Origin of the sequence: Pyxidicoccus caerfyrddinensis, assembly GCF_010894405.1 — a bacterium.
Lineage (GTDB): Bacteria > Myxococcota > Myxococcia > Myxococcales > Myxococcaceae > Myxococcus > Myxococcus caerfyrddinensis.
Genome location: NZ_JAAIYA010000008.1, coordinates 259,034 through 285,454, shown reverse-complemented (window position 1 = coordinate 285,454; position 26,421 = coordinate 259,034). Strand labels below are relative to the sequence as shown.

The window sequence follows — 26,421 nt, the reverse complement described above, 5'->3', positions numbered from 1 at the left end:
CCCTGAGCTCGGAGAGGGGTAGCGACAATGAAGGCGATGGTCCTCTGCGCGGGGCTGGGTACCCGCCTGCGTCCACTCACCGAGCGCTGGCCCAAGCCGGCGATGCCGTTCCTCGGGCAGCCGCTGCTGCGCTACCACCTGGCGGTGCTGAAGGCCGCGGGCGTGACGGCGGTGGGCATCAACACCCACCACCTGCCGGACACCATGGCGGAGGTGGCCCGCGCCGAGTGTGCGCGCCTGAAGCTGCCGCTGCACGTGGTGCACGAGCCCGTCATCCAGGGCACCGGCGGCGGCATCCGCGGCCTGCGCGACTTCCTCTCCGGGGATGACTTCCTCGTGTTCAACGGGGACATCCTCTACCCGGTGGACCTGCAGCCCGTGGTGGCCATGCACCGTGCGTCCGGCGCGGTGGCCACCATGGTGCTGCAGCCCATGCCGGAGGGAGAGAAGTACGCGGCGGTGGAGCTGGACGGCGCGGGCCGGGTGCGGCGCATCGCCGGCCACGGCCCCGGCGGCGAGGGCCTGTCCCCGTGGCACTTCACCGGCGTGCACGTGATGTCCCCGCGCATCTTCGACTTCATGACGGCCGAGGGGCCCGAGGACATCAACCGCGAAGTCTACGTGCGCGCCATGCAGGCGGGGCAGACGGTGCGCGGCGTGCGGGTGGACGGGTACTGGTCCGATTTGGGCACGCCGTCGCGCTACCTGGCCACGGTGCAGGACGTGCTTGCCGGGCGAGTGCGGCTGGAGTGGCTGGGTGTGGACTCGCCGCTGGCCGGTACGATGCGCGGGCCCGGGGGCGCGTGGCTGTCTCCGGAGGCGCAGGTGGACACGACGTCGGTGGAGGGGCCCGTGTACATCGGGCGCGGTGCCGCCGTGGCGGCTGGGGCCTCGGTGGGTCCGGGCGTGTCCGTGGGCGCGGGTGCGAAGCTGGGCGCGGACGTGAAGGTGCAGCGCGCCGCCGTGTTCGAGGAGACCGAGGTGGCTGCCGGCGAGACGCTGTCCGAGGTCCTCGCGTGGGGCCCGCACCGGATTCCCGCGCCGCTTGGCGGGCGGTGAGGCTTCGAGCGGCGGACGGGCCCCGGTGCTTCGGGGCCCTCCACCGCGAGGAGGCGCGGCTCAGGCGGCGTGATAGCGCGCCAGCACGCAGGTGACGTTGTCGTTGCCACCGGCGGCGTTGGCCAGGTCGATGAGCTGGCCGCAGGCCTTCTCCAGCTCGGGCGTGCGCTGGAGGATGTCCTGCATCTGCGCGTCCGTCACCATGCCGCTCAGGCCGTCCGAGCACAGCAGGAAGACGTCGCCCTCCTGCGGCTCCACGCGCGACACGTCCACCTGGACGTTCTCCTTCATGCCCAGCGCGCGGACGATGACGTTCTTGTGTGGGAAGTTTTCGATTTCCTCCGGCGAGAGCTTCTTCGCCTTGAGGTAGTCGTTGAGGAGCGAGTGGTCCTCCGTCACCTGCTTGAGCACGCCGGAGCGGAAGAAGTACACCCGGCTGTCGCCCACGTGGCCCACGTAGGCCACGTCGCTGGCGAAGTGGACGGTGACGATGGTCGTCCCCATGCCCTTGTACTTCGTCTCGATGGTGGCCTTCTCGTAGATGCGCGCGTTGGCGAGCTTGATGCCGGTGGACAGCCGGTTCTCGTCGTAGTTGCGCTGCTTGTCCATCTTGAAGGGCCAGGTGCAGTCCTGGTCCTTGGACGTCATCCGGTAGAACTCACCGAGCTCGTCCACCGCGATGCGGCTGGCAATCTCCCCGGACGAGTGGCCACCCATGCCATCCGCCACGCAGAAGAGGTTCTCCTCCTGGAGCACCAGGAAGTTGTCCTCGTTGTGATTCCGCTTCATCCCGACGTGGGTGCTGCCGGCTACCTCGATGCGCATGCTCGGGAACTCTTCTGGAGGGGGCGGGAAACTGGCGCCCGAGAGTAACAAAGCCCTCGGAAAACGGTCAAAACTCGTGCCTGCCCGCTGTTCAGGCGGGGGATTCGAGGCTCAAGGAGACCGGGTCGAAGGTCAATCGGTCACCCTCCCGGGTGCCGCTCGCTTCGAGGACGCCGGCCGGCAGCTCCAGCACGGAGCGTGACTGGAAGTAGACGGACGTTGCCCTCCAGGGAGGGAGTGCGGACAACTGCTTGACGATGACGCCCTGGCGGTCCAGGAACACCACGTCGATGGGGATGCGCATGAAGAAGGTGTGGATGGAGTTGCAGGGGAGGATGTGCAGCCCCTCGCCCACGGCGAGCGAGCGCCGCCCCATGAGCCCCTTGAAGCGGTGGAGGAACCCGGTGGCCTGCTCGGCCCGGTCCGCCAAGAGCCGCTGCCGCGTCTCGTTGTTCACCCTCCAGTGCATGTAGCCCGTTCTATCCCATGCTCGAACCCCTGGCGCGTCCGCTGCACCTGGTCCTGGTCTCCCCCCAGATTCCGCCCAACACGGGCAACGTCGCCCGCCTGTGCGCGGTGACGGGCTGCCGCCTCATCCTCGTGGAGCCGCTGGGCTTCTCCATCGACGACAAGCACCTGAAGCGGGCGGGGCTGGACTACTGGGACAAGGTGTTCCTGAAGCTGTATCCCACCTATGCGGCGTACGTGGAGGACTTCCCGGACGCCCGGCGGTGGCTGTTCTCCGCGCGGGCGGAGACGTCGCTGTACGAGGCCCGGTTCCAGGAGGGAGACCACCTGGTTTTCGGCTCGGAAGTTACAGGCCTGTTGCCCGAGGTGATGGAGGGGGGGACGGGGACGGCGGTGACGATTCCCATGCTCTCGGAGCGGCGGAGTCTGAACCTGTCCACGGCGGTGGGTATCGGGGCCTATGAGGCCCTGAGGCAGGTGGCCTTCAGCGGAGCGGGCAGGCAGGCACCCCCGGCAAGTTGAGGGGCGGTGCAGAGGGACTACACTGCGACGGAGCATGACCCCGTCGCAGGCCGCCGAAGCGCTGTACTCCGCCCACAAGACCCGAGCCACCGGGAGGCTGACGCTTTCCGCGGGAGGGCGTGAGTCGCGGTTGCACTTGCGAGAGGGCAACCTCGTGGGCACGCAGCTGGGGTTTGGCTACCAGAGCCCGGCGCAGGCGCTCTTGCAGAGCGGGATGCTCGGCGCGGAGGCGCTGGACGCGCTGTGGGCGCGGGGCGGGGCGGGGGCGCCGGACGAGGAATTGCTGGAGGAGTACGGCCTGGAGCCGGACGCGGTGGTGGAGCAGCAGGTGCTCGCCCACGTGCGGAGGCTGAGCGAACTGGCCGAGCGCGCGGCGTTCGAGCCCGGGGCGGTGGAGGAGGACTTCCGGCCGATTGCGGGTGCGCGGGTGGTGCGCGCGGCGCTGGAGGCGCCGGTCGGTGGGAGCCGGGTTGCGCGGGTGTTTCGCTGTGAGGACGTGGCGAAGTGTGCCCCGTGGCTCACGGATGCGGCGGAGCGCGAGTTCCTGGCGACGCTGGGGGAGTTCCGGCAGCCGGAAGGGCTGACGGCCGCGCAGGAGGCACTGCTCCTCGTTCTGGAGCGCGAGGGGTGCGTTCAGGCGCTGTCGGTGGAGGAGTGGGAGGCGCGGGAACAGGCGCGGCGTGAGGCGGAGGAGGAGGCGCGGCGGCAGGCGGAGGAGGAGGCGCGGCGGCGAGCTGAAGAGGCACGGTTGGCCGAGGAGGCCCGACTCGCGGAAGAGGCGCGTCGCGCGGAAGAGGCACGGCTGGCTGAAGAGGTGCGTCTCGCGGAAGAGCGTCGTCTGGCGGAAGAGGCGCGTCGCGCGGAAGAGGCCCGGCTCGCGGAAGAGCGTCGTCTGGCTGAAGAGGCCCGGCTGGCTGAAGAGGCCCGGCTCGAAGAGGAGCGCCGTAGGGCTGAGGAGGCTCGGCTCGCCGAAGAGGCGCGGCTGGCCGAGGAAGCGCGTCGCGAGGCGGAGCGTCGCAGGCTTGAAGAGGAAGCCCGCATTGCTGAGGCTGCAAGGCTCGAAGCCGAGCGGATCCGGGCAGAGGAGGAGGCTCGGCTCGCCGAGGAGGCACGGCTAGAGGAAGAGCGCCGTCGCGCCGAAGAAGTGGCCCGACTCGAAGAGGAGCGGCGCCAGGCCGAAGAGGCTGCTCGACTGGCTGAGGAGGCTCGGCTCGCGGAAGAGGCTCGACTCGCCGAGGAGCGCCGCCTCGCGGAGGAGGCTCGACTCCGTGCCGAAGAAGAGGAACGGCGCGCTGCGGAGGAACTTCGGAGGGCCGAAGAAGCCCGCCTCGAAGAGGAACGGCGCCTTGCTGAAGAGGCGCGCCTGGAAGAGGAACTCAGGCTGGCGGAAGAGGCGCGTCTCGCGGAGGAGGCTCGACGGGCCGAAGAAGCACGACTGGCAGAAGAGGCGCGTCTCGCTGAGGAGCATCGCCTCGCCGAAGAGGCCCGGCTGGCTGAAGAAGCTCGGCTCGCTGAGGAAGCACGAAGGGCTGAAGAGGCTCGGCTGGCTGAAGAGGCCCGTCTGGTCGAAGAGGCTCGTCGCGCCGAAGAGGCTGCTCGCCTCGCGGAAGAGGCCAGACTCGCTGAAGAAGCACGGCTGGCTGAAGAAGCCCGTGTTGCTGAGCAGCGCCGCCTTGAAGCGGAAGCCCGCCGCGCGGAGGACCTGAGATTCGCGGAAGAGGCGCGTCAGGAGGAGGAGCGCCGTCTTGCGGAAGAAGCCCGCCTTGCTGAAGAGGCTCGGCTCGCTGAAGTGGCTCGCCTCGAAGAGGAGCGTCGCCTTGCGGAAGTCGCTCGGCTGGCGGAGGAGGCACGGCTCGCGGAAGAGGCCCGACTCGAAGAGGAGCGCCAGCGGGAAGAGGCCCGACTCGCGGAAGAGGCCCGACTCGCGGAGGCGGCGCGTCTCGCTGAAGAGGCCCGGTTGGCTGAAGAGGCCCGGGTTGCCGAACAGCGGAGGATTGAAGAGGAGGCTCGACTCCAAGAGGAGTTGAGGCTCGCGGAGGAGGCGCGCCGGGCCGAGGAAGTGCGTCGCAAGATCGCAGAAGAAGAGCTGCGCCTCGCCGAAGAAGCGCGATTGATGGAGGAGGCTCGCCTCGCGGAAGAAGAGGCGCTGCGTGCGGAGGAGGCGCGTCTCGCGGAAGAGGCACGTCTTGCTGAGGAAGCCCGCCTCGCTGAAGCAGCTCGTCGTGCGGAAGAGGCCCGACTCGCTGAAGAGGCTCGACTGGCGGAAGAAGCGCGCCTCGAAGAAGAGCGTCGCCTCGCGGAAGAGGCCCGACTCGCTGAAGAGGCTCGACTCGCTGAAGAGGCTCGACTGGCGGAAGAAGCGCGCCTCGCGGAGGAGACACGTCGTGCCGAAGAGGCTAGGCGCGAAGAAGAGGCGCGCAGGGCAGAAGAGGCCCGCCTCGCGGAAGAGCGACGCCAGGCTGAAGAAGCACTCAGAGCGGAAGAGGCTCGGCTCGCGGAAGAAGCACGTGTCGCTGAAGAGGCCCGCATAGCGGAAGAGATGCGCCTCGCGGAAGAGCGGCGCATCGATGAGGAGAACCGGCTTGCTGAAGAGACACGGCGAGCTGAAGAGGCGCGCATCGCAGAGGAAGCCCGACTCGCCGAAGAGGCTCGGCTCGAGGAGGAGCGTCGGCTCGCGGAAGCGGCTCGGCTTGAGGAGGAATCGCGTCGAGTAGAAGAGGCTCGGTTCGCGGAGGAACGACGCCTCGCCGAAGAGGCCCGGCTGGCTGAAGAAGCGCGACTGGCTGAGGAAGCTCGGCGGGCCGAAGAGGCTCGCATCGCCGAAGAGGTTCGTCGGGCTGAGGAAGCCCGCCTCGCGGAAGAGGCCCGTCAGGCCGAAGAGGCGCGCCTTGCTGAGGAAGCACGCCTCGCGGAAGAGGCTCGTCGCGCTGAGGAAGCTCGCGTCGCGGAAGAGGCCCGTCAGGCCGAAGAGGCGCGCCTCGCTGAAGAAGCTCGTGTCGCGGAAGGGGCTCGCCTCGCTGAAGAAGCACGTATTGCTGAAGAGGCTCGCCTCGCTGAGGAAGCTCGCGTCGCGGAAGAGGCTCGCGTCGCGGAGGCAGCGCGCATCGCTGAGGAAGCGCGCGTTGCGGAAGAGGCCCGCCTTGCTGAGGAAGCTCGTGTCGCGGAAGAGGCCCGCCGCGCCGAGGACGCACGCATCGCTGAAGAGGCTCGCCTGGCAGAAGAGGCCCGCCTCGCAGAGGAAGCTCGCGTCGCGGAAGAGGCTCGTCTCGCAGAGGAAGCTCGTGTCGCGGAAGAGGCTCGTCTCGCAGAGGAAGCTCGCGTCGCGGAAGAGGCTCGTGTCGCGGAATCGGCTCGTCTCGCAGAAGAAGCTCGCCTAGCCGAAGAGGCCCGCCATGCCGAGGAGGTTCGGCTCGAAGTAGAGCGTCGCCGCGCTGAAGCGGTCCGTCGCGCGAAGGAGGCGCGTCTCGCGGAGCAGGCCCGACTCGCTGAAGAGGCCCGGCTCGCTGAAGAGGCCCGGCTCGCTGAAGAGGCCCGGCTCGCCGAAGAAGCCCGGCTCGCGGAAGAGGCCCGTCAGCAGGAAGAAGCCCGGCTCGCCGAAGAAGCCCGCCTCGCCGCAGAGGCCCGCCAATCCCAGCAGCTCTCCTCCGCGCCCAGCCCGGATGACGCCGACGCCCTCACCCTCGACGTCGGTGACATCATCTCCGCCGACCCCGAGCCTCCGAAGTCCTCCGGCTCGTGGGCGGATGCCGTCCCGCCGTCCGCCGCCTCCCTGGAGCTCCCCTCCCAGCCCGAGAGCCCCGACACCCTCCGCATCGCCCGCCAGCTCGCCCAGGCCGCGCTGCTTCACGACATGGAGGAGGCGCTCCGCCGCTCGCAGACGCAGCCGCTGGAGCCCTGGCTCGCCGAGGAGCCTCCCCGCACCACTCCGCCCACTCGCACGAAGGACCTCGTCCCCGTGCAGGACGAGCCGTGGCAGGCGCGCGAGTCCTCCCAGTCCACCCCGGCGGAACCCGAGGAACTGCCCCTGCTGGAGGTCGAACCCGAGGTCTGGGACGACGCCGTTCCCGCCTCCGACCCGCTGCCCGCGCCTCCGGCCCGAGCCCCCGCCGCGGGGCCTCCGGTCCTGACTCCGTCCGACGCACCCCCCTCCGCTCGCGGCGCCACGCCCCGGGGCGCGCCCCCCGTCCTCACGCCCACCCCTTCGCTCCCGCTCACGGCGGAAACTTCGTCCACGGAGGACGACAGCCTGTGGGCCACCCGTCCGGCACCCAGTTCCGCGCCGCCGCCGCTCCGGCTGGGGCCTGCCTCGGCCAAGGCGGGGGAGGAGGACCTGTGGCGCATCGTCGCCTTCGACAAGGACGAGGGCGCCGCCAACCTCACGGCCTCCTTCGAGGCGGCCCTCATGCAGGTGGACTCACACCTGGAATCGCTCGTCCGCTCGGATGTCAATCCGGCGAGCGTCGATTTCAACGAGCCCCCCATAGAGGCCATTGTTGAAGCGACGATCGAACCAGAGGCACCTCTGGATCCGGGGACCTTCCCCGGTGACAACACCGGGCCAACTGGACAGACTGCATGGGCCGAGCCGTCCGGAGACCTGGACGACTGGGACTTCGACGAGGACGACGTGGCGGCAGACCCCTCCAACCCCGACGAGGCAGCGAAGCTCCGGCGCCAGCGCCTGCTGCGCCGTGCGATGGAGAACATGGGCGTGCTCGGCTCGCGCCCTCCCGCCACGGTGGGTGCGACACCCACGAGCGAGCCCTCCCAGGCCGCGTCCACCCCGGCCGCCGCCACCGAGCCTCCCAAGCCGGACGAGGCGCGGCTCGCCCAGCAGATCGAGCAGCGCTACGCCGACATCCAGGCGAAGCGGGACCACTTCTTCGTGCTCGGCCTCCCGCAGGATGCCTCGCGCGACCAGGTGAAGACGGCGTTCCTCAGCCTCGCCAAGGTCTTCCACCCGGACCGGCTGCCGCCGACGATTCCCCACCTGGCGCCGAAGATGACCTCCGTCTTCGAGGCCATCCGCGAGGCCTACGAGGCCCTCTACGACGACGCCCGGCGCAAGGCGTACCAGCAGAACCTCCAGGCGCAGCCGGCCCCGCCGAAGCCGCTCACGCCGTCCGCCACGCCGGCCAGTCCGGCCGCTCGCGCCGCGGGGCGCCCCGACAGCAGCCCGGACGACCTCTACAAGATGGGCGAGGTCTTCTTCCGCAAGCGCGACTTCACCACCGCGTCGGACCACTACGAGCGCGCCTACTCGATGGACGCGAAGCCCGTGTACCTGGCCGCTCGCGCCTGGGCCATCTACATGGACCCGGCGCGCAAGGCGGACATGGCCAAGGCCAAGCAGATGATGGCGGACGCCGTGCGCACCGACCCCAACTGCGACCGCGCCCACTACCAGCTCGGCGTCATCGCCCGTGTCGAGGGAGACATGGACCGCGCCGAGCGCCACTTCCGCGATGCGGTGCGCGCCAACTCCAAGCACCTGGAAGCCAACCAGGAGCTGCGCCTCATCGAGATGCGCAAGAAGAACCCGCCGAAGAAAGGCGGCTTCTTCCGCTGACCCGCCCACGGGCGCCCGCGAGCCTCACGCATCGTGCGGGTGCCTTTGCAGCGGGCCTTCTCGGCCCTCCCAGGAACCGGGCTCGATTGCCGCCTGTCCAGCAGGGGGCCAGCCAGAGGCTCCGCCGTCCCGAGCCATTGACATGCCTGGAAAGCGGGCAGGATGCTCCCGCGTCAGGCTCTCTGTAGAAGTTCGCAGTGACGAAAGGCAAGTAACGTGGCCAAGCAGCACCTGCTCCTGGTCGATGGTGACGCAAAGAGCCTCCGCGTGATGGAGGTCAGCCTGAAGAAGGCTGGCTTCTCCGTGACGACGGCCATCCACGGCAAGGATGCGCTGGAGAAGGTCCAGATCAGCCCACCGGACCTCGTGCTGGCCGACACGAAGATGCCGGAGATGGACGGCTTCGAGCTGTGCAAGGCGCTCAAGTCCGACGAGCGCTTCAAGTTCATCCCGTACGTCTTCCTGACGAACCAGAAGTCGGTCGAGTTCAAGGTGCGCGGCCTCGAGCTCGGTGGCGACGACTATCTGACCAAGCCGATCTACATCAAAGAGATTGTCACCCGCGTGAAGATGATCCTCCAGAAGGCGGAGAAGGAGAGGATCGAGAAGCGGGAGACGACGAAGGGCGGCTTCGCCGGCAGCCTCGCCGACATGGGCGTGGTGGACCTGGTGCAGACGTTCGAGATTGGCCGCAAGACGGGCCTCATCAACATCCAGGGCGAGCGCACCGGCACCGTCTACTTCAAGGACGGACGGGTCATCGACGCGGAGCTGGGGCGGCTGAAGGGCGAGAACGCCTTCTACCGCATGCTCAACACCTTCGAGGGCCAGTTCGAGGTGCAGTTCAGCGCGCTGGACCGCCCGGAGCGCATTGAAATCTCCACCCAGGGCCTGCTGATGGAGGGCATGCGCCGCCTGGACGAGTGGGGGCGCATGCTCGAGCAGCTGCCGCCGCTCGAGACGGTGTTCGAGATTGACTACCACCAGCTCGCCGACCGCCTCTCGGAGATTCCGGACGAGGTCAACGGGCTGCTGCGCCTGTTCGACGGCAAGCGCACCCTGAGCCGCGTGGTGGAGGACTCGGACTTCGAGGACCTCGCCGCGCTGGGCATCATCAGCAAGCTGTACTTCGAGGGCCTCATCCGCGAGCTGGGCAACGCCCCGCTGGAGCCGGTGCAGAGCAGCAAGCCCGGCATCGAGCAGTGGCTCAACGCGGCGCCGCCTCCGAGCGCGCCCGTGGAGCCCGCGCCCGTGGCCGTGGCCCCGGAGCCGCCGCCCGTGGCGCCGGAGCCGCCTCCGAGCGTCCCCGTGGCCGTCGCGCCCGTGGAAGCCCCCAGTGTTCCCGTGGCCGTCGCGCCCGTGGAAGTCCCGGTCGCGCCGCGCTCGATGCCGCCGAGCGTGCTCGCGCCGCCCGCGGGCGTGGAGGACGAGGCCCCGTCCGCGCCCGCCGCGACGGGCCCGGCCCAGCCGGCCAACGTCGTCGTCTTCCCCGCGAGGCCCCGGCGCAATGGCGTCGCCGAGGAGCCGGCGGCGGCGCCCCCGCTGCCTCCCGCGGAGGAGGGCTCGTCCTTCCTCGTGGAGCCGCCTCCGGCCCACCGCGCCGTGGAGCAGGCGCACCGCAGCCTCCTGCTGGACTGGAGCCGCGTCGACACCGACGGCATCAGCTCGGCGTCCACTTGGGGGCCGGGTTCGCTGTGGTCTCCCTCGCCGCGCACCTTCGGGGGCTCGGGCGGACAGGGCTCCTCGGCCCCGGCGTTCGGCCAGAGCTCCGCTGCCGCTGAGTCGGCCGCCTCGCGCGCGCCCATCTTCGGCGGCGCCGCCGTGGGCCCCAATCCGCTGCCGCCCGTGCCGCCGCCCACCCCGGCGCCTCCGTCGTCCGAGGTGACGCTGGTGAGCGGCAGGGGCGCCCCGTCCCAGTCTGGCTCCAGCGTGCCGCCGGTGGCGCCGGTGTCCGCGGCCGACGAGTCCGTCCTGGAGGTCGAGGAAGTCCCTTCGCCTCCACCCCAGCAGCTCGCGCTGCCGCCGTACCCGGGCCACGGCGTTGCCGCGCCGGTGGCGCCCGCCCTCACCGAGGAGCCGCGGACGCCGAGCGCTGTGCCGACGCCCGTCACCGCGCCGCCCGCCGAGCCGAAGCCCGCTGAAGCGAAGCCCGTCGAGACAAAGCCTGTCGAGGCGAAGCCCGCGCCGGCCTCGAAGCCCGCCGAGGTGAAGCCCACCCCCGCGTCGAACGAGGACCTCTCCGACGCCGCGCTGGCCCAGTCCGTCCGTCCCAAGCGCACCGGCCTGTACGTGGCCGTCGGCGTGCTGCTCATCGGCGCCGTCGCCGCGGTCGTCGTCGTGGGTGGTGGCTCCGGTGGGAAGGAGAAGGAGCCCGCGCCGAAGCCTCCGGTGGAGCAGCCGACCCCCGTCGACACGGTGAAGCCGCCTGAGCCCCAGAAGGACCCGACGCCCCCTCCGACGGAGACCGCCACGCCGACGGCCGCCGTCGACGCGGGGACGGCCACCGCCGTCGTGACTCCGCCCACGCCTGTCGCCACGCCGGATGCCGGGGCGGCTACTGCGGAGGCTCCGAAGCCCGAGGGTGCGGACCCGGTCGTCAACACGCCGCCGGTGGACCCGGAAGTCGAGTACGCGAACCTGGTGAAGGCGGCGAAGGCGGCCATCGTCGGTGGTCGGCACAAGTCCGCCGCCATCAGCTACCGCAAGGCGCTGGTCCTCAAGCCGGCCGCCACGGAGGCGAAGGCGGGCCTGGGCATCGCGCTGGTGAACGGCTCCACGTCGGACTCGGCGTACCGCGAGGCCGCGAAGCTCCTCCAGGAAGTGGTCAGGGAGGACGACCGGAATGCGCGCGCCTGGCTGTCGCTCGGCATGGCGTACCAGTTCACCAGTCGGAATTCGCAGGCGGCCGAGGCCTACAAGCGATACTTGTTCCTGGAACCGACGGGAGCCTCCGCCAACGAGGTCCGCTCGCTGCTCAAGGGCCTGGGCAACTGAGCGGGCTGGCGGCTGGCTCCCACCGCCTCGGAGAAGTGAGCCGCCTTGCTCGTCCTCGGACTGGAAACCTCCTGTGATGAAACCGCCGCCGCCGTCGTGGAGGACGGCCGGCGCGTGCTGTCGGACGTCGTCTCCACCCAGGTGGACATCCACCGGCGCTGGGGCGGGGTGGTGCCGGAGCTGGCCAGCCGCAACCACATCGTCCAGGTGATGCCCGTCATCCACGAGGCCCTCACCCGCGCGCAGAAGACGCTCGACGACGTGGACCTCATCGCCGTCACCTCCGGCCCGGGCCTCATCGGCGCGCTGCTGGTGGGCCTGCAGGTGGCCAAGGGGCTGAGCCTCGCCACCGGCAAGCCCTTCGTCGGCGCCAACCACCTCGAAGGCCACCTGCTGGCCATCCGCCTCATCGAGGAGGCCCCGGAGCCGCCGTTCCTCGGGCTCGTCGTGTCCGGCGGGCACACCAGCCTCTACGACGTGCAGGCCTATGGCAGCTACCGGCTGGTGGGCAGCACCCGCGACGACGCGGCTGGCGAGGCCTACGACAAGACGGCGCGCATCCTCGGGTTGCCGTACCCGGGTGGGCTGCCCATCGACCAGCTCGCGCAGCAGGGGAACCCGGAGGCCATCCGCTTCCCGCGCGCGTTGCCCGGCGACAACTTCGACGTCTCCTTCTCCGGCCTGAAGACGGCGGTGCTGCACCACACGCAGAAGCACGGCGTGCCGGGAGGGCAGGCGCTGTCCGACCTGTGCGCGTCCTTCCAGGAGGCGGTGGCGGACGTGCTGTCGAAGAAGCTGGTGGCCGCCGCGCGCCGGCTGGGCCACAAGAACCTGGTGTTGTGCGGGGGCGTGGCGGCCAACTCGCGGCTGCGCGCGCTGTGCAAGGCGCGGGCGGAGGAGCGGGGGCTGAACATGTTCCTGCCGCCGGTGCGGTTGTGCACGGACAATGGGGCGATGATCGCGGTGGCGGGGTATGAGGCCTACCGCCGCGGCCTGCGCGGAGACTTCCGCCTGGCGGCGGACCCCGCCTGGCGCATGTAGCGAGAAGGAGACCGGGTGGAACAGCCGCGAGACATCCTCAAGCGTCATGGACTGCGCCCCAAGCACAGCTGGGGGCAGAACTTCCTCGGGGACGAGGAGGCATTGGAGACCATCGCCGACGCGGTGAACCTGCGCGAGGGCGAGCCGGTGGTGGAGTTGGGCCCTGGCCTCGGCCACCTCACGCGCTTCCTCGCCGCGACGAAGGCGCGCGTCACCGCCGTGGAGCGGGACCGCGACATGCTGACGGTGCTGGAGAAGGAGGCCATCCCCGGCGTGCACGTGGTGGCCGGCAACGCCGCCACCGTGGACTTCGCCGAGGTGGCCGGCGCGCCCGACGTGGCGGTGGTGGGCAACCTCCCGTACCACCTGTCCAGCCAGATTCTCTTCCGCGTGCTGGAGCAGCGCGCCCACGTGTCGCGCGCCGTCTTCACGCTGCAGAAGGAAGTGGTGGAGCGGCTCGCCGCGGTGCCCGGCAACCGGGACTACGGCCTGCTCACCGTGCTGCTCGGCCTGCACTTCGACGCGGAGAACATCCTCACGCTGGAGTCCTGGCGCTTCCACCCGCCGCCGAAGGTGGACTCCGCCGTGCTGCGCCTCACCCGCCGCAAGGCCCCGCGCGCGCCCATCATCGACGAGGCCCGCTTCATCCGCGTGGTGAAGGCGTCCTTCTCCCACCGGCGCAAGACGCTGCTCAACTCCATCAAGTCGGACACCACGCTCGGCTCACCGGAGGTGCTGCTCGCCGCGCTGCAGACGGCCGGCATCGACCCGCAGCGCCGCGCGGAGACGCTCGCGCCCGAGGAGTTCGCCGCCATCGAGCGCGCGCTCGGGCCGGTGGTGGAGAAGCTGCCCCCTCCGAAGCTGGAGGAGTAGGGCGGAGGCCTGGCGCTCGCGCCGGCCCGGCCTGCGTGCGGGCTCTACCGCTCGCGCAGGCCCAGCGCTTGGAGCAGGCCGCCCTGCTGCTCCAGGTACGCGAAGAACTCGGCCTCGGGAATGCGCATGCGCGCCAGCACGCCGCGGAGGATTTCCTCCACCGTGCCGTCCTGCCGGCGCTTGAGCTCCAGAGCCGTCTTCAGGAGCACCACGCCGTAGAGAGGATCCGGCTCCACCGGCGGTGCGGGTGTGGACTTGGAGGTGGTGCTCTGGCGGGCCTCCTCCAGCAACACCACCGTCTTCACCCGCTGCCTGCCACTCATGTCCGGAGACCGTCCCGCGCACACGCCATGAAGTCGCGCGGACCGTAGGGGATGCCCTCCGGAGCGTCAAGGGAGCGCGAGCGTCCCGGACGCTCGGTGCGGCCGTGGAAAATTGCCGGATTCCAGCGCCCGTGTTGTGTTATCCGCCCGGGTGCGTGGCCGTGCCCTCGCGCAGGTGCGCGCGCGGCCTCGAGTCGCGCATTCCGCGGTCGGGAGGCCTCGGCGGATGGACTACCGGTACATCGTGGTCGAGGGGCCCATTGGCGTGGGCAAGACGAGCCTCTCCAACATCCTCGCGGAGCGCCTGTCCGGCCGGCGCATCCTCGAGGTGGTGGAGGAAAATCCCTTCCTCTCCAGCTTCTATTCGGACCGGCAGAAGTTCGCGTTCCAGACGCAGATCTTCTTCCTCCTGTCGCGCTTCCGGCAGCAGCAGGACCTGTTCCAGCAGGACCTCTTCAGCTCGATGACGGTCAGCGACTACCTGTTCGCGAAGGACCGCATCTTCGCCCACCTCAACCTGGACGCCCACGAGCTCGCCCTCTATGAGCGCGTCTTCGAGGCGCTCGGGCCCCGCGTGGCCAAGCCGGACCTCGTTGTCTACCTCCAGGCCCGCCTGGACGTGTTGCTGCAACGCATCAAGAAGCGGGGCCGCGAGTTCGAGCGCAAGTTCGACTCGGGGTACCTGGAGGGGCTCGTCCACTCCTACAACACCTTCTTCTTCCACTACACGGAGACGCCACTGTTGGTGGTCGACACCTCGGACATCGACTTCGTCAACAACGAGGCGGACCGGGAGGACCTCCTGGCCACCATCCGGAAGGCGAAGCCGGGGACCCAGCATTACCTTCCAAAGGCTTCCCGGCGGGCCTGAGTCCAGGCTCCCGTCAGGCCGCACGCCCTCCAGGCCCCCACGGCCGCCCGGAGGGCGTTAGAGTGCGGTGAAGACTCCGGGCTTCCGGCGATCCCGCAAGGGACGGCGAGGGGCGAAGGGGTCTGCAACGGCCGTTCAACCCGTCGACAACAGGAGGTGAACCGTGAAGGACAAGGTCACCATCCATACGCTGAAGCGCTTCAAGCAGATCGGCCAGAAGATCTGCATGGTTACCGCCTACGACGCCACGTTCGCCCACATCCTCGACCAGGCGGGCGCGGACGTGCTGCTGGTGGGTGACTCGCTGGGCATGGTCGTCCAAGGCCATGACTCCACGCTGCCGGTGACGATGGACCAGATGGTCTATCACTCCGCCGCCGTGACGCGCGGCGCGCGCCGGGCCCACGTGGTGGGTGACCTCCCCTTCATGAGCTACCAGGTGTCGCCGCAGGACGCGGTGCGCAACGCGGGCCGGCTCGTGTCCGAGGGTGGCGTGGGCAGCATCAAGCTGGAGGGTGGCGCCGAGTTCGCGGAGACGGTGCGCGCGATTACCCGCGCCAGCATCCCCGTGATGGGCCACCTGGGGCTGACGCCGCAGTCCGTCCACAAGATGGGCGGCTATGTCGTGCAGGGCCGCGACGAGGACCAGGCCCGCAAGATTCTCGATGACGCGCTGGCGCTGGAGCAGGCCGGGGCCTACGCGATTGTGCTGGAGGGCGTGCCGCTGGAACTGGCGCGCACGGTGACGCAGAGCCTGTCCATCCCCACCATCGGCATTGGCGCGGGCGTGGACTGTGACGGCCAGGTCCTCGTTTGTTACGACCTGTTGGGGATGAACCCGGACTTCAAGCCCAAGTTCGTCAAGCGCTACGCCAACCTGCACGGCTCGATTACGGAGGCGGCCGGCGCCTTCTTCTCCGAGGTCCGCAAGGGCGCGTTCCCCGACGAGGACCACTCCTTCAAGTCGAGCAAGAACATCCGCCTGGTGGCGGGCAACCCCGCGGCGCCGCGCGTGGAGTCGTCCACCGCCACCGCCGAGGGCGGCGAGAAGATTGGCCCCGTCTACGGGGTTCCGGTCTAGCCATGGGCACCGCAGTCCTGCGCACCGTGGAGGAAGTGAAGGCGTGGGTCGCAGGGCTGCGCCGTGAGGGGCGCCGGCTCGCGCTGGTGCCCACCATGGGGTTCCTGCACGAGGGGCACCTCTCGCTCATGCGCGAGGGGCGCTCCCGCGCCGACGTGGTGGCGACGTCCATCTTCGTCAACCCCACCCAGTTCGGCCCGAAGGAAGACCTCTCGCGCTACCCCCGGGACCTCTCCGGGGACGTGGCGAAGTGCGCCAGCGCGGGCGTGGACGTCGTCTTCGCGCCGGAGGACCCCAAGGCGATGTACCCGCCGGGGTACCAGACGTACGTGGAGGTGACGGAGGTCAGCCAGGGCCTGTGCGGCGAAAGGCGACCCGGTCACTTCCGTGGCGTGGCCACCATTGTCACCCAGTTGCTGTGCCTCTTCCGGCCGGACGTGGCGCTCTTCGGGGAGAAGGACTACCAGCAGCTTCAGGTCATCAAGGCGCTGAACCGCGATTTGCACCTGGGCGCGGACATCGTCGGCATGGCGACGGTGCGCGAGCCGGACGGGCTGGCGATGAGCAGCCGCAATGCCTACCTGTCGCCCGAGGAGCGGAAGCGGGCGCTGTCTCTCTCGAGGGGGCTGAAGGCGGCCCAGGCGCTCCTGCGGGAGGGCACCCGGGAGGCGGGCGCGCTGGTGGGCGCCGTCCGTCGCGAGCTGGAGGCGGCGGGGCTGCGCGAGGACTACGTGGAACTGGTGGACGCGGAGCGGCTGACGTCCCTGGCCTCGGTGGCGCCCGGGCAGTCCGCCCGCCTGCTCGTCGCGGCCTTCAGTGGAACGACGCGCCTCATCGACAACATGCCGCTGGGCGGTTAGGAGACGCGGGACGCGTATGACAACCAGCGGCAAGTCGAAGGGACCCGGCGGTGAGCCCGGGGTGAAGGTCATCGCCGAGAACCGGCGTGCGCGCTTCGACTACACGGTGGACGAGAAGCTGGAGGCCGGTCTGGAGCTGACCGGCAGCGAGGTGAAGTCGCTGAGGGAGGGAGTCGCCAACCTGTCGGACGCCTACGCGCTTCCCAAGGGAGACGAGCTGTTCCTCCTCAACGCCAACATCGGCTCCTACAAGGCCGCCAGCCTCTTCGACCACCTGCCCACACGGGGCCGGAAGCTGTTGCTGCACCGGGCCGAGATTGACCGTTGGGCGGCGAAGGTGCGGGAGCGGGGTTATTCCATCATCCCGCTTGTGCTGTACTTCAAGAATGGACGGGCCAAGGTGGAGCTGGGGCTCTGCCGCGGGAAGAATCACGAAGACCGGCGCCAGGACATCAAGGAGCGGGAGACGAAGCGGGAGATGGACCGGGCGATGCGCCGACGTTGAGAGGGGCGCCCGAATTTTTCTCGCCGTACACCGATGGACGAAAAGAAGGGTCTCGACAAGAAGGAGCGGCTGCTGGCCGCGCTCGACCAGGGGATGGTGATGATCCACCTGGACGCGCGCCGCCCCGGCGTGCTCGTCCCCGCCTCAATCAGGGGGGAGGCCCACCTGCGCCTCAACCTCTCCTACCGCTTCGACCCGCCGGATTTGACGGTGGGCGAGTGGGGCGTGCGCTGCACGCTGAGCTTCTCTGGCTCGCGCTTCACGGTGGCGGTGCCCTGGTCGGCGCTGTTCGCCATCGCCAGTCACGTGACGAAGGAGTTCTGGATGTACCCGGACGACATGCCGCCGGAGCTGCTCCAGCAGCCCGCGTCGGCACGTCCGCCGCAGCCCGTGCCGGTGGTGCCCGTGGCCGCCGAGCGCCCGCGCACCTTCCTGCGCGAGGTGCCCACCGCCAGCGAGCGCTCCAGTGAGCCGTCCGACGTGGCGCCACCGCCGGCACCGCCAGACGGGCCGCAGGACGACCCGCCGCCGCCGCGCCGGGGCCACCTGCGACTGGTGAAGTAAGGCTGAAGTGAGGCTGGAGTCAGGCTCAGCGCTCCAGCGCCACCTTGAACTCGACGGGCTCGCCGCCGCGGAAGGTGCCCTTCCACGGGCGGTAGCCCCTGAGCTTGAGCTGCACGGAGATGGGCTTGTCCGGGTAGAGGTTGTCCACGGCGAGGGGCGTGGTGCCCAGCTCCTGGCCCTCCACCAGCACCGTGGCGCCCGGCGGGTTGCTGACGATGCTCAGGATGGGCGAGGGCATCGGGACGCCCAGCTTCGCGAGCAGCATGGGCACCACCCAGGAGCGCGTGGTCAGGACCCAGAGGCCACCGCCGACCAGCGCCGCGACTACCCCGAGCGCGACGGCGGTACGCACCCAGCGCTTGCGAGCACGAGGCAGGTCCTGCTCCTCCACCCAGTCGCTCTCCGGACGCGGCGCGCGCGCTTCCAGCTCCAGCTCGTGGGCGGGAGTCTCGCGCAGGCTCCGCGGTGGGAGGGCTTCTGGAAGAGGGGCGGGCTCCGGCTGCGGGGCCGGCCTGTCCTGGCGGGCCTGGCCCGACGACGCGGAAGCCCTGGAGGCTGACGCGGCTGGCGGGCCCGCCGGCGCATGGGCCGTGAGAGCGGAGCCACCAGGAGCCGCCGCCGCGCGTGCGGAAGTCGTAGCGCCAACGTGGCCCGAGGGCCGGGTGCCACCGGGGGACGTCGCATGCGCCGGGCGTACCGGAGTCGCCGCGCCGGAGTGGCCCGTCGCCCCAGCGCCACCGGGAACCGTTGCGCCGAAAGCGACGGTGCGGCCCGAGGTGGACGTGGAGGAACCCGGGGCGTGAGCGGCCACGGGGGCGGAAGCCTCTGGCGTGAAGGCCTGCGAGGGCAGGGCGGCTTCCTCGGCGCAGAAGTCGCACGGCGCCTGCGGAGCGGACAGGGGCATCCCGCACGTCGCGCAGTTGCGGACCAGCCGCCCGCTGCTGCTGAGCGCCGGTCCTCCGGGCTCGAGCGCCACCTCCACTTCCTTCTCCGCCACGAGCGAGAAGGGCCCCGGGTTCGACGGGTGTGTGGCACCAGCCGGGGCCGACTTCGCGTCCACCCCTGCCTCGGCCTGCTCGCGCAGGGTGGGGGGCAGGGAGAGCCGCCTCATGAAGTCGGCCAGCGCGTGGGACGTGGCGGGCTCGCCCGAGCGGGCCAGCCAGCGCGCGAGCGTCTCGCTCAGGGCCTCGGGCGTCGGGAAGCGTTGCTCGGGGCCCCGCGCCAGCATGCGCAGGACGGCATCGGCCAGCGGTGCGGGCACGTCCGGAGGCAGCGGCGGAACCTCACGCGACAGGATGGCGTACACCACCGCCATGGGCTCCTTCACGTCGTGGAACGGATGCCGGCCTACGAGCAGTTCGTGGAAGACGATGCCCAGGGAGAACTGGTCGCTGAGGGCATTGGCCGGCGCGCCCTGGAGCACCTCGGGCGCGCTGTAGGCCTCCTTGCCGCGGAAGACGCCGGGCTCCGTGAGCGAGCCGCCCTCCAGCCGCGCGATGCCGAAGTCCGTCACCTTCACCTCGCCCTCGCGTGACACGAGGACGTTGGACGGGGACACGTCGCGGTGGGCCGCCATCACCGGGCGCCCGTCGTGCTGCTTCCGGTACGCGTGGGTGAGGCCCGCCTGTGTCTGGAGCACGATGAAGGCCGCCAGGTGCGGCGGGAAGCGCACGCCCTGCCGGGCGGCGGTGCGCAGCAGCACGCCGAGGTCCCAGCCGTCCACCAGCTCCATCACCAGGAAGAGTCCGCCGGGGCCCTGGCCCACGTCGTACACGGTGGCGATGTTCTGGTGCTGCAGCAGCATGGCCAGCCGCGCCTCGGCGAGGAACATGCGCGCGATGTCCGGCTCCTGCGCCAGCTGCGGCAGCACCCGCTTGATGGCCACCGCGCGCTCGAAGCCCTCCGTGCGCGCCACGCCGAGAAACAGCTCCGCCATGCCTCCAGAGGCCAGCTGCCGTACGAGCCGATAGCGTTCGTTCACGGACGGCCTTCCTCAGGTGACGGGCTGGGTGACCTCACGCAGCAGCTTCCAGGGATAGATGCCGGTGGTGTGGCCGTCGCTGAAGACGAAGGCCAGCGCATAGTTGCCCACCGGCTGGACTTCCTTGATGCGCAGGTCCGCGGACACCTTCGTCGCGTCGAGGGTGCGCTTGTTCGTCCACTCGTCCACGCACCCGGCGCACGGGCACTGCTGGCGCAGCAACTGCGCGGAGGCGGTCGTCCTCGCCCCGTCGTCCCAGCCCAGCTCCAGCCGGGAGCCGTCGGGAGCCACGCGGACATCCGTCCCGGAGACGGGCTTCTCGGCGGGCTTGATGCGGTCCCAGAAACTCAACGTGCACCTTCCGAAGTCTCAACAGCGCCGCGCCCTCCCTACCATCCTTCCAGCCCCATGGCGCGAGAAGCGCGCGCGAGCCGCCTACGAGGCGAGCTTGACGGGCAGCCGGTGGCCTTCCAGCCGCACGCCCTGCTTCGCCAGCACCCGCCGCAGCGCCAGCACCACCTGCGGGTCCAGCTGCGCGCCGCTGAGGTTGTCGAGAATCTCCATCGCCTTCTCCAGCGGCATGGCCTTCTGGTACGGGCGCGTGGAGGTGCAGGCGTCGAAGGTGTCCGCGCACGCGACGATGCGGGCCAGCAGGGGGATGTCCTCGCCCTGGAGCCGGTCCGGGTAGCCGGTGCCGTCCCAGCGCTCGTGGTGGTGGCGCACGCACGCGCGCACCGCGCCGAGGAAGCTCACCGGGCCGATGATGGCGTCGCCGATGGCCGGGTGCTCGCGCATGATGGCCATCTCCTGGTCCGTCAGCCGCGTCTGCTTGCAGAGGATGGACTCCACGATTCCAATCTTCCCGATGTCGTGGAGGATGCCGCCGTACTGGAGCTGCCGCAGCTCGCGCTCGGTGAGGTTCATCTCGCGGCCAACCTCCACCGCCACGTCGCCCACCCGCTGGCTGTGGCCGCGCGTGTACGCGTCCTTCGAGTCGATGGAGTTGGCCAGCGCGACGATGGTCTCCAGATAGCCCTTCTCCAGGCTCTCGTAGAGGCCGCGGTTCTCCATGTCGTACGCGAGCAGCTGCTTGCTCATGTAGTTGAACGTCTGGGCCAGCTCCCCCAGCTCGTTCTTCTGGGGGACGTCCACCTCCACGCCGAACTTGCCGCGCGCCAGCTCCAGCGCGCCCTTCGTGAAGCCCTTGAGGGGCCGCGTGAGGTTGCGCGAGAAGAGCGCCGCCAGCACCAGCGCGACGAGGATGGCCGCGCCCAGACCCAGGAGGATGCGGCGCTCCATGGCCTCCACCTGCCGATAGGCATGCTCCACCGGCTGCTCGGAGATGATGGCCCAGCCGGCCTCCGGCAGCACAGTGTACGCGGCGACGACCGCGTCCCGGCCCTCGCCGAAGTTGCCCACGTGGAACGTCTCCGTGTCCGGCTGGCGCTCCAGCTGCCGCAGCAGGTGCGCCACCGGGCGGCGCCGGGACACGTCCTCGCCCAGGCCCGCCACGCCTCCGCCTCCGGCGACGAGGTGCCCGTGCCGGTCCGCCACGTACGCGAAGCCGGTGCTGCCCACGCGCTCCTGCTCCAGCATCCGCCGCAGCCCCGCCAGCGACAGGTCCGCCGCGACGTAGCCCTTGACGGGCTCGCCCACGGGGAAGGCCAGCGTCACCACCGGCCCGTCTCCGTCCGGCCCCGTCACCACGTCCGCGTAGCGCAGCCCGTCCAGATTCTCCAGCAGCGCGCGGGCGCGCTCCTCGTGCCCGGCCAGCGAGCTGGGCGACACGTCATGCCGCGAGAAGGCCTGCAGGCCCGCCAGCCGCTTGCGGTCCGGGCCGAAGACGGTGAGCGCCAGCACCTCGCGCCGCTGCGTGAGCACCGACGCCAGGTGCGTCTGCTGCGCCTCCAGGGGCAGCGTGAAGAAGCCGGGCACGCGGGCCAGTCCCAGCACCGCGTCGGTGGGCTCGCCGAGGAAGGCCTCCGCCTTGAGCTGGAGCTGCTTCACGCGCTCCTGCGCCAGCTCCTGCGCGTCGCGCACCAGCAGCTCGCGCGTATGGGACACGGAGAGCCAGCCCACCATCAGCGTGGGGACGAAGCCCACCACCAGCATCAACAGGAGGATGGCTTTGAAAAGGCGCACGGTGCTGCTCCTCCAGTGGCTACTGCCACTGTCCCTTCTGCACTTCGAGCTTGAGCCGCTCCGACACCAGCTCGAAGCGCCGGGGGGCCCCGGGCTCGGACCGGCCCGCCGGGCCCAGCGCGCGGACCGTCCACCGGTAGCGGCCCGCCGGCAGCACGGGCAGCTTCACCTCCACGGTGGACACGGTCTGGGCGTAGACAGCGGTGCCTGCCGTGTCGTGTAGCACTTCCACCTCGTAACGCTCCGCTCCGGGCACTCCCGCCCAGGTCAGCTTCACCGGCCCCAGCCGGCCCGCCCTGTCCGGGCGCAGCTTCAGCAGCGCCCCATCCTCCGGCAATACCGGCTTCGGCGCCACCAGGGGGGGCAGCGGCGCCGGCGGCGGGGAGCCCTTCGCCACGCTGAGCGACTCTCCCGTGGCGACAGGCTGGGTAACGCCCTCGGCCTCCACGCGCACCGGCGGGCCCTTCTTCACGGTGACGGTGGTGGTGCCTCCGTCCGGGCCCACCTCCACGCTGAAGGCGGAGGGCTGCGGCGTGGGTGTCGCCGCCACCTGCCGTCCCGCCGCGTTGGCCGCCTCGGAGGCCAGGGTGTAGCGGGCGGCGCGGAAGTGAGACTCCGCCTCCCTCAGCCGCGCCTCGGCCTGGGGTGAAGTCCCCGCGTCTCCGACGAGCGTGCGCGCCGTCTCCAGCGCCCGCTGCGCCAGGGCGCGCTCCTGTCCGGGCACCTTCAGCCGCGTGCCCTCGGCCACGGTGTCCGTCGTCAGCCCGTTGAGCGCCTGGATTTCCTCCGCGGCCGCCGGGTCTCCCACGGTGCGCTCCGCCACCTGGCGCAGCGTCTCGTGGGGGCCCACCACCGCCGTGTCCTGCGCGGCGACGCCCAGCCCCGCCAGCAGCATGAGGAGCGCCATCCTCATTGGAAGACAATCTCCCTTCCGGCCTGGATGGTGGCCGCCGGGGTGGTGACGGAGAGGGACTGGGTGGCGGGCTTCTCCAGCTCCGCGTCGATGCGGCCGCGCAGCACCGTGAGGTCCGTGCGCGGCTGGCCCGGCCGCAGCCGCGTCTCGGCGATGCCGATGAGCGAGTCGCCGCCCAGGTGAACCGTGCCGCCGTCGCTGGCGAAGATGAGGTCCGCGCCCGCGCCCGACTCGGTGCGCACCTTGTCGTTCTCGAAGAGGGGGTGCCCCTCGCGCGCGACGCTCCAGTCATCCTCGGTGGCGCGCTTGATCTGCACCTCGCCCTTCAATGCCTTCAGGTGGGCGCGGGGGGCGAGGGCCGGACGCGCGGGCGGCGCGGGCGCAGGCGGCGTCTCCTCGGCGGTGCAGCCGAGCGGCGAGGCCGAGAGCGCGAGCGCGAGCAGCATGGGGGGCCAGCGTCGTCCGTTCACGTGGGGAGGTTCCGGGAAGCCGCAGTGTAGTGGGAGGGACTCGCGGGAAACGAGCCCGGCCACGCACACGCTAGTCCAGTCGCCGGTGCTGCAGGCAGGGCAGGTTGCGGCGGATGCGCGCCTGCAGTTCCGGGTCCACCGGCGCCAGCGCCAGCCCCTCGCCCTCCGACGCCCGCGCCGTCACCAGCCCCCAGGGGTCCACCACCATGGCGTGGCCATAGGTGAGGCGGTTGGCGGAGTGTTTCCCACCTTGTGCGGGCGCCAGCACGTACGCCTGGTTTTCAATGGCCCGCGCCCGGAGGAGCACCTCCCAGTGGTCCTTGCCCGTCATCAGCGTGAAGGCCGCCGGCACCGCCAGCAGGGTGGCGCCCTCCTTCGACAGCCGCCGGTACAGCTCCGGGAAGCGCAGGTCGTAGCAGACGGACAGGCCCAGCCGGCCCACCTCCGTCTGGGCGGCGACCACCTCGGTGCCCGGCGCCACGGCGGCGGACTCCTGATAGGTAGCCCCGTCACCCACCTCCACGTCGAACAGGTGCATCTTCCGGTAGACGGCCAGCCGCTCCCCGCCCGGTCCGAAGAGGACGCTGGTGTTGTAGAGCCGGTTCCCCGGCGCGCCCGCCTCCAGCACGCTGCCGGCCAGGAGCGTCACCTTCAGCTCGCGGGCCAGCTCCGCCATGCGGGCGAGCGTCGGGCCGTCGAGTCCCTCGGCGGCCCCGGGGCGCTCGGGCTCCGGACCCATCCACGAGAAGTTCTCCGGGAGACCGACGAGGCGGGCCCCCAGACTGGCCGCCCGCCGCACGAGGCGGGTGGCGACCTCCAGGTTGTGGCTCTTGTCCGCGGTGGACACCATCTGCGCGGCGGCGATGAGGTGCATGGACCCCGTTATAACGCCCGTCCGGGTCGCGGAACCCCTGGGAATTCCTTGCCCTGTCGGGCAGGTTTCACCCGGAGCAGGAGGGTGCGTCCTTCCTTTACACCCCGACGGGGCGTGTGCTACGGACGCCCCACATTTTTCGATGATGGACCTCGAAAAGTGGGCCGCGTGCCCGCTTTTCGCGTTTTTGGAGACCTGTTTCCCGGATATGTCGGAGAAGAACCTCAAGCAGACGGTGGAGGAGCGGGCCATGTCCCTGCTCGAGCCCATCGTCGCGGGTGAAGGCCTGGAGCTCGTGGACCTGGAATTCCTCCGGGAGCGCGAGGGCTGGGTCCTCCGGTTGTTCATCGACAAGCCGGGCGGGCGGGTGGGGTTGGAAGACTGCACCCAGGTGTCGCGTGCGGTGGACCCCGCGCTCGACGTGGAGGACCTGGTCCCCCACGAGTACAGCCTGGAGGTCTCCAGCCCTGGAGTGAACCGGCCGCTGAAGAAGCCGGCGCACTTCGAGCGGGTGAAGGGACAGAAGGTGAAGGTGAAGACGTTCGGGCCGCTGGGTGAGCCCCCGCGCAAGAACTTCACCGGCACGCTGACCGAGGTGGCGGGCGACGGCATCTCGGTGGAGGTGGAAGGCGCCGGAGCCTTCCACATCCTCTTCAAGGACATCGCGAAGGCGAACCTGGAGTTCGAGTTCTAGACGTCGACATACAGGGCGCCCCTCCGAGCGGGGACGCCCGTGGACCCTTTTAGGAGAACACCATGGCCACGCAACAAGCCAACCCGACCGTCAACCTCAACCTCGTCCTCGACCAGGTCGCCAAGGACAAGGGCATCGACCGGGCTGTGCTGATTGCCACCCTCGAAGACGCGATGAAGACCGCGGCCAAGAAGCACTTTGGTCAGGACCGCGAGCTCGAGGCCAAGTACGACCCCGACAAGGGCGTCGTGGAGCTGTTCCAGGCCATCACGGTGATGGACGAAATCGTCGACCCCGTCCAGGCGGTCAACCAGATCACCACGGCCGAGGCGCACCGCAAGGGCATGGAAGTGGAGTCCGGGGACGAGCTCGTCTTCCAGATCTTCTACCGCGACGAGGACGCCGCCGAGGCCAAGGCGCAGGACGACCAGTACGGCGACATCCTCCGCCTGAAGACCTTCCGCCGCGGCTTCGGCCGCATCGCCGCGCAGACGGCCAAGCAGGTCATCCTGCAGCGCACGCGTGACGCGGAGCGCGAGAACGTCTTCAACGAGTACAAGGACCGCAAGAACGAGATCGTCACCGGCATCGCCCGCCGGTTCGAGCGCGGCAACATCATCGTGGACCTGGGCCGCGCCGAGGCCGTGCTGCCGGTGCGCGAGCAGGTGCCGCGCGAGACGTACCGCCCCGGCGACCGCGTGCAGGCCTACGTGCTGGACGTGCTGCGCGAGTCCAAGGGCCCGCAGATCGTCCTCAGCCGCGCCTCCGTCAACCTGCTCACCAAGCTGTTCGAGATGGAGGTGCCCGAAATCGCCGAGGGCATCGTCGTCATCGAGGCGGCGGCGCGCGAGCCGGGTGGCCGCGCGAAGATCGCCGTCTCCAGCCGGGACTCGGACGTGGACCCGGTGGGCGCGTGCGTGGGCATGAAGGGCAGCCGCGTGCAGGCGGTGGTGCAGGAGCTGCGCGGCGAGAAGATCGACATCGTCCCCTTCGACGAGGACCCGGCCCGCTTCGTGTGCTCGGCGCTGGCCCCCGCGGAGGTCAGCCGCGTCATCATCGACGAGGCCAACCACGCCATGGAGCTCATCGTCCCCGACGACCAGCTCAGCCTCGCCATCGGCCGGCGCGGGCAGAACGTGCGCCTGGCGGCCCAGCTCACGGGCTGGAAGCTGGACATCAACAGCGAGAGCCGGGTGCGGGAGCTGCGCGAGTTCGCCAGCCGCTCGCTGGGCTCGCTGCCGGGCATCAACGAGATGCTGGTGGAGACGCTCTACGCCCACGGCTTCCGTCAGGCGCGGGACATCGCGGACGCGAATCCGGAGATGCTGGCGCAGATGCCCGGCATCGACCCCGCCCGCATCCCCTCCATGCAGGAGGCCGCGCGCAAGCGCATGGTGGAGGATCAGGCGGAGCTGTCGCGCATGGATTATGAAAGGGAGCAGGCCCGGTTGGCCGAGGCCCGGCGCCATCCGGACGAGCTCAACCAGTCCGAGCGCATGGCGCGTGTCAGGGGCGTCGGCGAGAAGACCATCGAGCAGCTCATCCTCGCCGGCTACAAGTCGGTGGAGGACATCGCCAACGAGAAGGACCTGGCGAAGCTGGGCGACGTGCCGGGTGTGGGAATCAAGAAGGCCCGCCAGCTGAAGAGCGCGGCGGAGAACTACCTCGTGGAGGAGGCGAAGCTGCGCGCGGAGCTGAACGCCGAGCGTGGCACGATGACGGCGACCCTGGACGGTGGCGCGGAAGCCACCAAGTCGCCGTAAGCTAGGGGAAGGAAGGGAACGTGGGGCGC

Annotated in this window: 22 protein-coding genes; 13 read left to right on the top strand and 9 right to left on the bottom strand. The window is 70.4% G+C overall.

Annotation, left to right across the window (positions count from 1 at the left end; genetic code table 11):
- Window positions 1–27 precede the first annotated feature (27 nt).
- The gene (locus tag G4D86_RS20915; RefSeq protein WP_163995754.1) at window positions 28–1,059 is read left to right on the top strand and encodes a nucleotidyltransferase family protein; all 1,032 of its coding nucleotides are present in this window, start codon (window positions 28–30) and stop codon (window positions 1,057–1,059) included.
- Between the two features lie 60 nt (window positions 1,060–1,119).
- Here G4D86_RS20915 and G4D86_RS20910 read toward each other — a convergent pair whose 3' ends face one another.
- Together G4D86_RS20910 and G4D86_RS20905 are read right to left on the bottom strand one after the other, a co-directional pair.
- Window positions 1,120–1,884 (bottom strand): Stp1/IreP family PP2C-type Ser/Thr phosphatase, encoded by a 765-nt coding sequence (locus G4D86_RS20910; protein ID WP_163995753.1) that lies wholly within the window; start codon window positions 1,882–1,884, stop codon window positions 1,120–1,122.
- A gap of 91 nt (window positions 1,885–1,975) precedes the next feature.
- Window positions 1,976–2,353: a DUF192 domain-containing protein gene (locus tag G4D86_RS20905; protein WP_163995752.1), complete on the bottom strand. Its 378-nt coding sequence runs from the start codon at window positions 2,351–2,353 to the stop codon at window positions 1,976–1,978.
- 17 nt (window positions 2,354–2,370) lie between these two features.
- Between G4D86_RS20905 and G4D86_RS20900 the strand changes: the two genes are divergently transcribed.
- The 5 genes from G4D86_RS20900 to rsmA all read left to right on the top strand — a co-directional run bounded on the left by G4D86_RS20900 (window position 2,371) and on the right by rsmA (window position 13,351).
- Window positions 2,371–2,874 carry a tRNA (cytidine(34)-2'-O)-methyltransferase gene (locus G4D86_RS20900; RefSeq protein ID WP_163995751.1) on the top strand — a complete coding sequence of 168 codons (504 nt, stop codon included), beginning with the start codon at window positions 2,371–2,373 and terminating at the stop codon, window positions 2,872–2,874.
- A 34-nt stretch (window positions 2,875–2,908) separates the two neighbouring features.
- Window positions 2,909–8,443, top strand: a complete 5,535-nt coding sequence (locus G4D86_RS52175; RefSeq protein WP_205519663.1) for a J domain-containing protein — start codon at window positions 2,909–2,911, stop codon at window positions 8,441–8,443.
- Window positions 8,444–8,659: 216 nt separating this feature from the next.
- Window positions 8,660–11,437, top strand: coding sequence for a response regulator (locus tag G4D86_RS20865; RefSeq protein ID WP_163995745.1), 2,778 nt, complete (start codon window positions 8,660–8,662; stop codon window positions 11,435–11,437).
- 45 nt (window positions 11,438–11,482) lie between these two features.
- Complete coding sequence (gene tsaD / locus G4D86_RS20860; protein ID WP_163995744.1) at window positions 11,483–12,478, top strand: tRNA (adenosine(37)-N6)-threonylcarbamoyltransferase complex transferase subunit TsaD; 996 nt, start codon at window positions 11,483–11,485, stop codon at window positions 12,476–12,478.
- Window positions 12,479–12,493: 15 nt separating this feature from the next.
- Window positions 12,494–13,351, top strand: a complete 858-nt coding sequence (rsmA, locus tag G4D86_RS20855) for a 16S rRNA (adenine(1518)-N(6)/adenine(1519)-N(6))-dimethyltransferase RsmA (RefSeq protein ID WP_163995743.1) — start codon at window positions 12,494–12,496, stop codon at window positions 13,349–13,351.
- Between the two features lie 44 nt (window positions 13,352–13,395).
- On the opposite strand, the gene G4D86_RS20850 is transcribed toward rsmA, so the two are convergent.
- Window positions 13,396–13,674, bottom strand: coding sequence for a hypothetical protein (locus G4D86_RS20850; protein ID WP_205519662.1), 279 nt, complete (start codon window positions 13,672–13,674; stop codon window positions 13,396–13,398).
- A 226-nt stretch (window positions 13,675–13,900) separates the two neighbouring features.
- On the opposite strand from G4D86_RS20850, the gene G4D86_RS20845 reads away from it, so the two are divergent.
- The 5 genes from G4D86_RS20845 (at window position 13,901) to G4D86_RS20825 (ending at window position 17,555) form a co-directional block, all read left to right on the top strand.
- A complete protein-coding gene (locus G4D86_RS20845; protein WP_163995741.1) occupies window positions 13,901–14,545 on the top strand; it encodes a deoxynucleoside kinase in 645 nt (214 codons plus the stop codon).
- A gap of 163 nt (window positions 14,546–14,708) precedes the next feature.
- Window positions 14,709–15,626, top strand: a complete 918-nt coding sequence (gene panB / locus G4D86_RS20840; protein WP_163995740.1) for a 3-methyl-2-oxobutanoate hydroxymethyltransferase — start codon at window positions 14,709–14,711, stop codon at window positions 15,624–15,626.
- 2 nt (window positions 15,627–15,628) lie between these two features.
- Window positions 15,629–16,486, top strand: a complete 858-nt coding sequence (gene panC / locus G4D86_RS20835; protein ID WP_163995739.1) for a pantoate--beta-alanine ligase — start codon at window positions 15,629–15,631, stop codon at window positions 16,484–16,486.
- Between the two features lie 16 nt (window positions 16,487–16,502).
- Window positions 16,503–16,991, top strand: a complete 489-nt coding sequence (gene smpB / locus G4D86_RS20830) for an SsrA-binding protein SmpB (RefSeq protein WP_163995738.1) — start codon at window positions 16,503–16,505, stop codon at window positions 16,989–16,991.
- Window positions 16,992–17,024: 33 nt separating this feature from the next.
- Window positions 17,025–17,555 carry a ClpXP protease specificity-enhancing factor SspB gene (locus tag G4D86_RS20825; RefSeq protein ID WP_163995737.1) on the top strand — a complete coding sequence of 177 codons (531 nt, stop codon included), beginning with the start codon at window positions 17,025–17,027 and terminating at the stop codon, window positions 17,553–17,555.
- A gap of 25 nt (window positions 17,556–17,580) precedes the next feature.
- Here the strand turns inward: G4D86_RS20825 and G4D86_RS20820 are convergent, their stop codons facing one another.
- From G4D86_RS20820 to G4D86_RS20795, 6 genes are all read right to left on the bottom strand, one after another.
- Window positions 17,581–19,536, bottom strand: coding sequence for a serine/threonine-protein kinase (locus tag G4D86_RS20820; RefSeq protein WP_163995736.1), 1,956 nt, complete (start codon window positions 19,534–19,536; stop codon window positions 17,581–17,583).
- Between the two features lie 12 nt (window positions 19,537–19,548).
- Entirely contained in the window at window positions 19,549–19,887 is a 339-nt protein-coding gene (locus G4D86_RS20815; RefSeq protein ID WP_163995735.1) for a DUF971 domain-containing protein, read from the bottom strand.
- A gap of 84 nt (window positions 19,888–19,971) precedes the next feature.
- The gene (locus tag G4D86_RS20810) at window positions 19,972–21,678 is read right to left on the bottom strand and encodes an HD domain-containing phosphohydrolase (protein ID WP_163995734.1); all 1,707 of its coding nucleotides are present in this window, start codon (window positions 21,676–21,678) and stop codon (window positions 19,972–19,974) included.
- Window positions 21,679–21,697: 19 nt separating this feature from the next.
- A complete protein-coding gene (locus G4D86_RS20805) occupies window positions 21,698–22,591 on the bottom strand; it encodes a peptidoglycan-binding protein LysM (RefSeq protein ID WP_240360377.1) in 894 nt (297 codons plus the stop codon).
- Window positions 22,588–23,037, bottom strand: coding sequence for a FecR domain-containing protein (locus G4D86_RS20800; RefSeq protein WP_205519678.1), 450 nt, complete (start codon window positions 23,035–23,037; stop codon window positions 22,588–22,590). Before G4D86_RS20800 ends, G4D86_RS20805 begins: the two co-directional genes overlap by 4 nt.
- A gap of 94 nt (window positions 23,038–23,131) precedes the next feature.
- Window positions 23,132–23,935: a carbon-nitrogen hydrolase family protein gene (locus G4D86_RS20795; RefSeq protein ID WP_163995732.1), complete on the bottom strand. Its 804-nt coding sequence runs from the start codon at window positions 23,933–23,935 to the stop codon at window positions 23,132–23,134.
- A 208-nt stretch (window positions 23,936–24,143) separates the two neighbouring features.
- Between G4D86_RS20795 and G4D86_RS20790 the strand changes: the two genes are divergently transcribed.
- Together G4D86_RS20790 and nusA are read left to right on the top strand one after the other, a co-directional pair.
- Window positions 24,144–24,629, top strand: coding sequence for a ribosome maturation factor RimP (locus G4D86_RS20790; RefSeq protein ID WP_163995731.1), 486 nt, complete (start codon window positions 24,144–24,146; stop codon window positions 24,627–24,629).
- Window positions 24,630–24,691: 62 nt separating this feature from the next.
- Window positions 24,692–26,392: a transcription termination factor NusA gene (gene nusA, locus G4D86_RS20785; protein ID WP_163995730.1), complete on the top strand. Its 1,701-nt coding sequence runs from the start codon at window positions 24,692–24,694 to the stop codon at window positions 26,390–26,392.
- The last annotated feature ends 29 nt before the right edge of the window (window positions 26,393–26,421 follow it).